This is a genomic window from Corynebacterium sp. HMSC063G05 (assembly GCF_001810555.1).
GTDB lineage: Bacteria > Actinomycetota > Actinomycetes > Mycobacteriales > Mycobacteriaceae > Corynebacterium > Corynebacterium jeikeium_D.
This window is the reverse complement of record NZ_KV801855.1, coordinates 22,794-29,143: the sequence shown is the minus strand read 5'-3', so window position 1 is coordinate 29,143 and position 6,350 is coordinate 22,794. Positions and strand designations below refer to the sequence as shown.

The window sequence follows — 6,350 nt, the reverse complement described above, 5'->3', positions numbered from 1 at the left end:
CCGGAAAAGACACACTTTTCTTTACTTAACCCCCATAAGTGCCAGAAGAACGCCGGGGATAAAAAAAAGGGGACCCCACGCACCCGTCAGAGCTCGCTGACCCTTGCTGCATTCCTGCCCTGGGGGAGTTCACGAGATGGACGCCACATGGGATCCGTGAAGACAGCCTACTACAGGCCCACGCAAAAAGTCACACTGCTAGCGCTCGCCGCACCGTTCAGCGAAGAACTGCCACACTAATCAGGGCGTTGCCACCACGGATTCGTCACCAGTTTCGTGACAGCATTCATGACAGTTCCCCGCCTCCCCGCAGCCCCCGGCATACACTGCAAATCCACTCACCTGCATAAATACAAGAAAACCCCCGGCGTAAACCGGGGGTCTTCACTCTGCGGAGGATGTGGGATTTGAACCCACGAGGGATGTGACTCCCGCACGCGTTCCAGGCGTGTGACATAGGCCGCTAGTCGAATCCTCCAACGTCGTTAAAGACTACCCAACAAACCCCATTTTCCCAAAACGCGCCCCCTACCTGGGAAAACGAGGCATTTAAGCGACACTCCCGCGCAACCGGTGCAACCAACAGCAACCAACTCCGGTTGCCGAATGCTGTTTCGCCCCCCACTCCCGGAATTTTTCCGGGAGTTACTTAGCCAGCCGAGCAATCGCCGCCGAGGCCTCCTCCAGCTTGGCGTCCAACTCCTCCGGGCCGCCCTCAGCCGCATGCACCACACAGTGATGAAGGTGAGCATCCAGAAGAGTTAACGCCAACGACTTCAACGCCGAATTCACCGCCGAAATCTGGGTCAAAACATCGATACAGTACTCTTCGTTCTCAATCATCCGACCAATGCCACGAACCTGCCCTTCAATGCGACGGATACGGGACTCATAACGCCGCTTCTCCGCGAGGTAACCGGGATCAGTGGTGTCATGGCAGCAAGAATCGTCGTCAAGCGAATGCGATTGCGACGAACAACAAGACTCACTCATGAGTTACTCCTTTTTAACTATCTGGTTGACTCGGAGAAAAACCGCGCAGACGCAGACTGTTGCCGACCACAAAAACCGACGAAAACGCCATCGCAGCGCCAGCCAACATCGGATTCAACAACCCCAGCGCGGCGACAGGAATTGCCAAAACGTTGTAGAAAAACGCCCAAAAAAGATTCGAACGAATCGTGCGGAGCGTCCGGCGTGACAACCGCAGCGCATCCGCAGCCGCCAACAGATCACCACGCACCAGCGTGATATCCGCAGCCTCCATCGCCACATCGGTGCCCGTGCCCATCGCCATGCCCAAATCCGCCTGCGCAAGTGCCGCAGCATCATTGATGCCATCGCCGACCATCGCCACACACGCGCCGCCAGCCTGCAACTTCTCAATCGTCGCGACCTTATCCTCCGGCATCACTCCCGAAATCACATCCTCGCGAGCAATACCGACCTCATCTGCGACCCGAAACGCCGGGTCGGCGGCGTCGCCGGTCAGCAGAATCGGCCGCACCCCCCACTCCCGGAATTTCGCGACCGCAGCCGCCGACGTCAGCTTCACCGAATCCGACACCTCCAACGTGCCCAGGAGCTCGCCGTCGCGGCGCACCGCAACCACCGTCCCCCCACTCCCGGAATTTTCCCCGGTGCGGCCGACCTCGATGCGGTGGCCATCCACGGTGCCTTCAACCCCCACTCCCGGAATATCCCGGAAATCCGAAACCGGGAGTAGAGAATCCGGATCCGCCGCACGCACAATAGCCTGCGCAATCGGGTGATGCGACGCCGCCTCCACCGAAGCGGCAAGCGGCAGCAGATTTTCGGGAGTGGGAGGGACCTCCGTCAACTCCATCACACCCGTAGTCACCGTGCCGGTCTTATCCAGCACAACCGTGTCGACCTTCCGCGCCGACTCCAGCACCTCCGGGCCACGCAGCAGCACACCAGCCTTGGCACCTTCACTCGTGCCGACCAGGAGCGCTGTGGGCGTCGCTAAGCCAAGCGCACACGGGCACGCGATGATGAGCACGGCGACCGCGGCCGTGACCGCCTCACTCGCGCCGTGCCCCGTAAACAACCACGCGCCCAGCGTGACCGCGGCGATCACGATGACGGCGGGCACGAACACTCCCGAAACCCGATCCGCCAGCCGCTGCACCGGCGCCTTACCCGTCTGCGCCGCCTCGACCATCGCCGCCATCTGCGCCAACTGCGTCTCCGAGCCCACGCGCGTCGCCCGCACGAGCAGCCGCCCTGACGTATTGATTGTCGCTCCCGTCACCTCATCGCCAGGGCCGACCTCGACAGGCATCGGTTCGCCGGTCAGCATCGACGCATCCACCGCCGACGCGCCCTCCACGACAACGCCGTCCGTCGCGATCTTCTCACCAGGCCTAACGACGAACACCACTCCCGGACGGAGCTGTTCCACGGGCAGCCGCTTCTCCACTCCCGAACTTTCGAGAACGGAGACATCCTTGGCGCCAAGCTTCATCAACTCCCGGAGTGCCTGACCGGCGTTGCGCTTGGAGCGCTTCTCGAAGTAACGACCAATCAGCACAAACATGATGATGCCGGCCATCGCCTCGAGGTAGATGTTCATATCGGCATCACCAGGAGTGACCGTGAAGTGGAACTCGTGCTTGAGCCCCGGCAGCCCGGCACGCCCGAAGAACAACGCCCACACACTCCAGAGGAACGAAGCGGTCGTCCCCATAGTGATCAGCGTGTCCATGGTGACCTCGCCATGACGCAGATTCTTCAGTGTCGCGCGGTGGAACGGCCAGCCGGCCCACACAAAGACCGGCGCCGAGAGCGTGAGACACAGCCACTGCCAATTAGTGAACTGGAGGGCAGGAATCATCGACATTGCGATGACGGGAGCAGTGAGGATGACAGCGCCGATGACTCGGTTGCGCAGGTCTTCCAGCTCCCGGTCTTTCCCTTCGGGAGCAGCACCCGGTTCCTGTTCGGGCTCCTCCTGCGGAAGCTCAGCGGTGTACCCCGCTGCCACGATTGTGTCGATCAGTTGCTGCGGGTTGATGTCCGCCGGCGCCTCCACATGCGCCTTCTCGGTCGCATAGTTCACGCTCGCGTTAACGCCATCAAGTTTGTTCAGCTTGCGTTGGATACGGTTTGCGCACGACGCACACGTCATCCCGCCGACGGGGATATCAAGGGTGAAAAGTTGCTGCTCAGACATCCGCTTTCCTCTTTGGGGGTTTAGTTTGCGACCGCCTTGTAGCCAGCTTCATCCACTGCTGCGATTACGGCAGCGGTGTCAATGTCTGCATCCGAGGTCACGGAAAGGAAATTCCGGGAGCGGTCAACCTGGACATCAGTGATTCCCGGGAGTTCAGAGACTTCCTCCCGCACCGATGCCTCGCAGTGTCCGCATGTCATGCCAGTAACAGTAAAAGTTTGATTAGCCATACCCCAATATATACCCCCTATGGGTATATCTGTAAAGCTATTCGCGCTGACGGTAGCCCGAGTAGGCCCGCCCCGCGAGAGCTGTCGGGAAGGCAAGGTTGAATTCGGGCGGCGCGTGCGGAGACGGCGGGTGGCGGTAGACCGCGCCGGAGCCGTCGTCACGCTCGAGGTGCCCGTTGAGGCCTTGCCTGTCGTCATCGTTGGCGGCGTTGTGTTCTTTGCAGGTCATGACCATGTTTTCCATAGTCGTGGCGCCGCCGTTTTTCCTGGCGACCAGGTGATGGGCCTGCCCGGCGTGGGCGGGGCGCGGGCACCCGGGCCACGCGCAGATGGGGTTGTCGAGGATCATCGCGATGCGCTGTTCCTCCGTCGCCAGGCGCGGGTTGTGTATCGGGAGTAGGTCGGTCGGAGTGTTGTGCTCGTCGTAGACCAGCACCCAGCCGGTGTCCGCGAGCAATGCCTCGACGAATTGTCCGGGAGTGAGGACGGATCCGTTGGAGGTCGCCGCAAACCGCGGGCTGTACTCCACGATGTCTTGCGCGGTTACGATGAGCGCGGGCTGGTAACGGAGCTTGTCGACGTCGTCAAGCGGCCCCTCCGACCCGTGTGCCAGGCGTTCTGCCAGCGCCTGACCGACACACCGATCCCGGGTGTAATCCTCGTGCGCTTTGGCGATTTCAGCTGCGCGCACGGTCAGCGGCGCGACCAGGTCGTCAATCATGTTCGCCGGACCAGTGACCTGCAGATGCTTCATCCCGCGGATGTCCGGATTCCGGGAGACGTGGGCGCGCAGGTGCTGCGGCGGCTCGTCGGTGCGGTTGAGCTCCTTGACCTTGGTGCGCATGTAGGTGTCGAGGCCCTCGAAGTCGTATGCTGCGGCGGCGCGGGTGAAGTCCAGGCGGTAGTACTCCCGGATTTCGACGTTGTTGAGCTGCCCGGAGCGCTTGTCGATCTGCATGACCGTGTCCAGCGACAGCTTCAGCTCCCGGGCGATCGCGACGGCCTTGTCGCGGGATTCGACGTCCACATCGCCCTCGACCGTGCCGAACAGCCGCTCGGCACAGCGCAGCAGGCGCTTGAGGCGGAAGGGGTCGAAGCCGATGCTGGCTGCCAACTCCCGGTGCCCGGTGGATTTCTCCGGGAGTGCGGCGCGCAGGTCGGCGAGCACGTCAATACCCCGTGTCGCCAGCGCGCTGAGCAGTCCCAATGTCGTCATGGGGCTAAGGCTAGCGTCCGGGAGGGGACGGCTTCAATCGCTTTTTGGCGTTGTCCACAGCCGTCGTAAAGCATGCACAATCTGCACAAACGGGCTTGACGACGCACTCCCGAAAGTGCCCTACCGGAACGCAACCTCTCCCACCGGCCGACGCAACTTCCGGGAGTGGAGGGTGTCGGGAGCGGTGGCCATGTCCTCGCACGCGCGCACGGCGGCCATGAGGTGCTCCTCCTTGGAGGATTGGTAGAACTCGCGGGCGGATTTCGGGAGTTTGGGTTTGTCGTGCAGCGGCATGTCGGAGACGCTGAGCAACGCGCCGTAGGGCACGCGGAAGCGGTAGCCGTTGGCGGCGATGGTGGCGGATTCCATTTCGACGCCGATGGCGGTGGATTTCTGCAGCTCTCGGTAGAGGTCGGTCTGGGAGCGCCACTCCCAGTTGCGGTCGGAGGTCGACAGCACGGTGCCGGTGCGCAGGCGCTTTTTCAGTTCGTCGCCGGTGAGTCCGGAGACGCGGGCGAGCGCGTTAGTGACAGCGAGCTGAATTTCCGCAATTGGCGGGATGGGTTTTTCCAGGGGCACGTAGTTGTCGAGGACTCCGTCGGCGCGGTCGTAGCCGTTGGCGAGAATCATGTCGCCGATGCGCATGCGACCGTCGAGACCGGCGCAGTGTCCGACCATCATCCAGCAGTGCGGGCGCGTGACGGCGAGGCAGTCGGTGATGGTTTTGGCGTTCGAGGGGCCGACGCCGATGTCGATGATGGTGATGCCGCATTGGTCGTCGCGGAGCAGGTGGTACGCCGGCATCTGCGAGGCGTGCGCGTGCTGACGGCAAACTCCGGGAGTGGGGATGGCGCCGATGTCGTAGCGCTGCCCACCCGGGCACGCCAGCGCCGTGTACCCGTGCGGATTTCCGGGAGTGAGGGTGGCGGCGTATTCGAGGAACACGTCCGTGTGCAGCTGGTAGTTGGTAAATAGCACGAAGCGCTGGATGTTTGCGGCGTGCGACCCGGTGTAGTGCTCGAGGCGCTGGAGGGCGAGGTCGATGCGCTGGGCGGTAAAGAGGCTCAAGGGTTTGATGAGCAGGCCCAGGTAGTCGGCTTCGCCGTCGGCGATGGTGTCGTCGATGCTGGCGGAGTCGATGGGGGTGAACGTCTTCTCCACTGCCGCCAGCATGCTTGCCGACGCCCCTTCCCTCCCCGCCGCTTCCTCGGCGGCCGCGTCGAATCCGCGGCACATCCGGAGTGGGATGGGCTGGTCGGAGACGCGCACCTCGACTTCGCCGCCGTGGTTGGCGAGCAGGTCGGTAATTTGCTCGATGAGGTAGGTGCGGAACATCACCGGGCGGGTGATGGTGGTGGCATACACTCCCGGACGGTCGACGAAGCCGTGTGACAGGGAGGGGTCGACATCCTCGACGGCGCTGCCGGCCGGGACGGTGAAGCGTAGTTCGGGGTAGTAGGCGCGCACCGGCCCACTCCCGGAATTTCCTTCGGTGGCGGCGGTGTACTGCTCGACTAGGTAGGCCATCCCTGCCCGGTGGATTTCGGTGAGCCGGTCGACGGCTGCGGCGGCGTCGGTGTAGAAGTCGCCTTCGCCTTCGGTGGGCCAGAACGGGGGTGTTGCGGAGTCTCGTACCTGCATAGCCCAAGGCTAGGCGGAGAGGTTCCCGCGCGCATCCGCGCCGCGCTCATCACGCCAGGCACGCGCA

General features: G+C 62.9%; 5 protein-coding genes, 1 tRNA gene and 1 other RNA gene. All 7 read right to left on the bottom strand.

Annotated elements, in window-relative coordinates; translation table 11 throughout:
• Positions 1 to 64: 64 nt before the first annotated feature.
• The 7 genes from ffs to HMPREF2751_RS07080 all read right to left on the bottom strand — a co-directional run bounded on the left by ffs (position 65) and on the right by HMPREF2751_RS07080 (position 6,283).
• Positions 65 to 159, bottom strand: an RNA gene (gene ffs, locus HMPREF2751_RS07110) — signal recognition particle sRNA small type.
• Positions 160 to 392: 233 nt separating this feature from the next.
• Positions 393 to 478 (bottom strand) — tRNA-Ser (locus HMPREF2751_RS07105).
• Between the two features lie 167 nt (positions 479 to 645).
• Positions 646 to 993: a metal-sensitive transcriptional regulator gene (locus HMPREF2751_RS07100; RefSeq protein WP_016421867.1), complete on the bottom strand. Its 348-nt coding sequence runs from the start codon at positions 991 to 993 to the stop codon at positions 646 to 648.
• 13 nt (positions 994 to 1,006) lie between these two features.
• A complete protein-coding gene (locus tag HMPREF2751_RS07095; RefSeq protein ID WP_070595760.1) occupies positions 1,007 to 3,196 on the bottom strand; it encodes a heavy metal translocating P-type ATPase in 2,190 nt (729 codons plus the stop codon).
• Positions 3,197 to 3,216: 20 nt separating this feature from the next.
• Positions 3,217 to 3,426: a heavy-metal-associated domain-containing protein gene (locus HMPREF2751_RS07090; protein ID WP_049172422.1), complete on the bottom strand. Its 210-nt coding sequence runs from the start codon at positions 3,424 to 3,426 to the stop codon at positions 3,217 to 3,219.
• A gap of 37 nt (positions 3,427 to 3,463) precedes the next feature.
• Positions 3,464 to 4,642, bottom strand: coding sequence for an HNH endonuclease signature motif containing protein (locus tag HMPREF2751_RS07085; protein WP_048733216.1), 1,179 nt, complete (start codon positions 4,640 to 4,642; stop codon positions 3,464 to 3,466).
• A 120-nt stretch (positions 4,643 to 4,762) separates the two neighbouring features.
• Positions 4,763 to 6,283 (bottom strand): AMP nucleosidase, encoded by a 1,521-nt coding sequence (locus HMPREF2751_RS07080; protein ID WP_070595759.1) that lies wholly within the window; start codon positions 6,281 to 6,283, stop codon positions 4,763 to 4,765.
• Between the last annotated feature and the right edge of the window lie 67 nt (positions 6,284 to 6,350).